General features: G+C 57.0%; 2 protein-coding genes. Both read left to right on the top strand.

The window, feature by feature from the left end:
• The first annotated feature begins 184 nt into the window (after positions 1–184).
• A complete protein-coding gene (locus tag BOW52_RS16545) occupies positions 185–2170 on the top strand; it encodes a bifunctional DedA family/phosphatase PAP2 family protein (RefSeq protein ID WP_172840405.1) in 1986 nt (661 codons plus the stop codon).
• A 133-nt stretch (positions 2171–2303) separates the two neighbouring features.
• On the top strand, positions 2304–2645 hold the full coding sequence (locus BOW52_RS16540; protein ID WP_135622604.1) for a hypothetical protein: 342 nt from the start codon (positions 2304–2306) through the stop codon (positions 2643–2645).
• Positions 2646–2781: the final 136 nt, after the last annotated feature.

Genomic DNA, 2781 nt, shown 5'->3' with positions numbered 1-2781 from the left:
GAGTCACTGAGGGAGTTGTGTAGAGCCGCGAAGAGGTGATTACGCAACGTACGCAGGACGGTCGGGGCGCCGCAGGCATAAACGGTCGCGTGAAGTTTTGCTGTTTGCTTGGGCTTGGATGCCCAAAACAAACTCTCGCAAAAATAGCGACTCCCCTATAACATATAACGCTAAAATCGGAATTGTGAACCTTACCGACCTACAACCACTGCTCGACTGGTTAACCGCTCATCCCGGTTGGGCCGGGCTCATCGTCTTTCTGATCGCCTGCAGTGAATCATTGGCAATCGTTGGTTTGATTGTGCCGGGTGCATTCCTGCTCTTTGCTATCGGCACCCTGGTCGGCCTTCAGATCCTGCCACTCTGGCCGACACTCGCCTGGACCGCAGCGGGCGCCATTATCGGTGATGGCATCAGCTTCTGGCTCGGACGCCACTACCACATGCGTCTGAAGGTGATCTGGCCCTTCCGCAACCACCCCAGGCTACTCGCCCGCGGCATTAGCTTTTTTCACCGTCATGGTGGCAAGAGCATCCTGATCGGCCGATTTGTCGGCCCGGTGCGCCCCATCATTCCTGCGGTTGCCGGGATGCTCAACATGCCGACTCAGCGTTTTCTCACCATCAACGTGCTCTCCGCCCTTGCCTGGGCACCCGCCTATATCCTGCCGGGCACCCTCTTCGGTGCCTCGCTGGAGCTGGCCAGTGAGGTCGCCGGGCGTCTGACCCTGCTGCTGCTCACCCTGCTCTTTACCCTCTGGTTTGTCCTGTGGCTGGTACGCCGGCTCTATCGCACACTCGAGCCACTCACCGGTTACTACGCCCAGCGCCTCTGGGATTGGGGTCACAACCACCCCCGCATTGGCCGCTTCAGTAACGCGCTGATCGATCCAAACCACCCCGAGCCACAGGCACTCTTCTATCTGGCCCTGATTATTCTCGCCTCCGCCAGCGGCTTCTTCATGTTGTTGAGTGTGGTGATCGGAGCACCCGAACCGAGCGCACTCGATCAGATAGTGTTTCACTTTTTCCAGGACCACCGCACGCCACTCTTCAACACCTTAATGGTGGCAACGACAGAGCTGGGCGACAGCACCGTCTACCTGCCGCTCTCCATCACCCTGTTTGCCTGGATGCTCTATCGGCGTTACTACTCGGCCGCTGCCCACTGGATGGCCGCGATCCTGTTCGGTATTGCTGCAACCAACGTTTTGAAATGGAGCCTGCAGATTCCGCGACCGATTGAGATCTACGATGGTCTCTCCAGCTTCTCCTTTCCCAGCGGCCATACCACCATGAGTGTCGTGATCTACGGCTTTCTCGCAGTACTTATCGCACGGGAACTGACCGCCTCTCGCCGACTCTGGGCCTACCTGGCGGCTGGCCTGCTCATCACCCCGATCGCACTTTCACGCCTCTATCTTGGCGCTCACTGGTTGAGTGATGTGGCTGGGGGGATTGCACTCGGACTCGGCTGGGTCGCCATCATCGGACTTGCCTATCGCCGCCATCCGGCAACCAGGCTACCGCTGCGCCCGCTCCTCTCACTCACCGCCGTCATGCTAATCATCTCGGCAGCGATCAACATTGGTCTACGCCACAGCAGTGATCTTGAGCGATATGCCGCTCAGGAAGAACGGGCTGTCTGGCAACAGCAGGCGTGGCTCAACGATCAGTGGCAGCTGCTGCCCGCCTGGCGTCACGATCTGCGCAACCGTCGAGAGGAACCGATGCAGATTCAGTGGCGTGGTGAGCTCGATAAAATCGAAGCAACGCTACTGAATGCGGGTTGGCAACATCCGGTCGAACTCACACCTCGCACTGCACTGCTATGGCTCTCAGCAGACCCCAGCCTGGAGCAGTTGCCGCTCTCACCCAAGGTACACGCCGGAAAGTACGAAACACTTGCCCTTATCCGTCCCAACCGACAGGGCGATGGTCACTATGTACTGCGCCTCTGGTCAACGGGTGTCGAGATCGGCGATAGCGCTCAACCACTCTGGCTTGGAGCACTCTCCCGCCAGCAGATCAACCACCGCTGGCTTTTCACATTCCTACGCACCGATCGAACCTTTTTGCCAACCGTCGAACAGATTCAGCGGCTACTGGGACGAAATGATGACCCTATAGCCACTGAAAACCCTACGCCTATTCTGCTATTTAGCGATTAGTTTCAACCCGGCTTTATAGAAACTTTTTATCTGCGCCCCGCTGCAATAATTACCCGACCATAACGGTCTACTATATGTAAGCAAATCGTATACGCCGCATCTGGTGCATACGGAATTTGTAAGGAGAGCCATCATGAAAAACTTAATAGCATTAGTAGCATTATCCCTGTTTTCCACCGCCTCTCTCGCCGCGCACTGCGACCTGACCGGCGACTCCCACCCCGATAGCGACATGTACGGTAGCGTCTTTAACGACATTGAAGAGGGCAACATCAAATCCATTCCAAATACCGCCGCTAGCGACCTCGATCTGGGTCAGGGCGATGAGTACGGCAGCATCTTCGTCGACATTCGCAAAGACCGCATCGACTCAACCCAGCAGATGGCAACACGCGATAACGAGGTGATGGGTGAAGGCGACCAGTACGCCAGCGTCATCTACGACCTGAACAAACCGACTACCAAGGTCTGTTAGGTAGGATGGCTCCTCGGGAGGGGAATTGGCCCCTTCCGACCGGGGAGTCGCTATTTTTGCGGAAGCATGTTTTGGGCATCCAAGCCCAAGCAAGCGGCAAATACTTAACGCGACCGTTTATGCCTACGGCGCCCCG

This window comes from Solemya pervernicosa gill symbiont (assembly GCF_002020875.1).
In the GTDB taxonomy this organism is placed as follows: domain Bacteria; phylum Pseudomonadota; class Gammaproteobacteria.
This window is presented reverse-complemented; position numbering and strand designations above follow the sequence as displayed.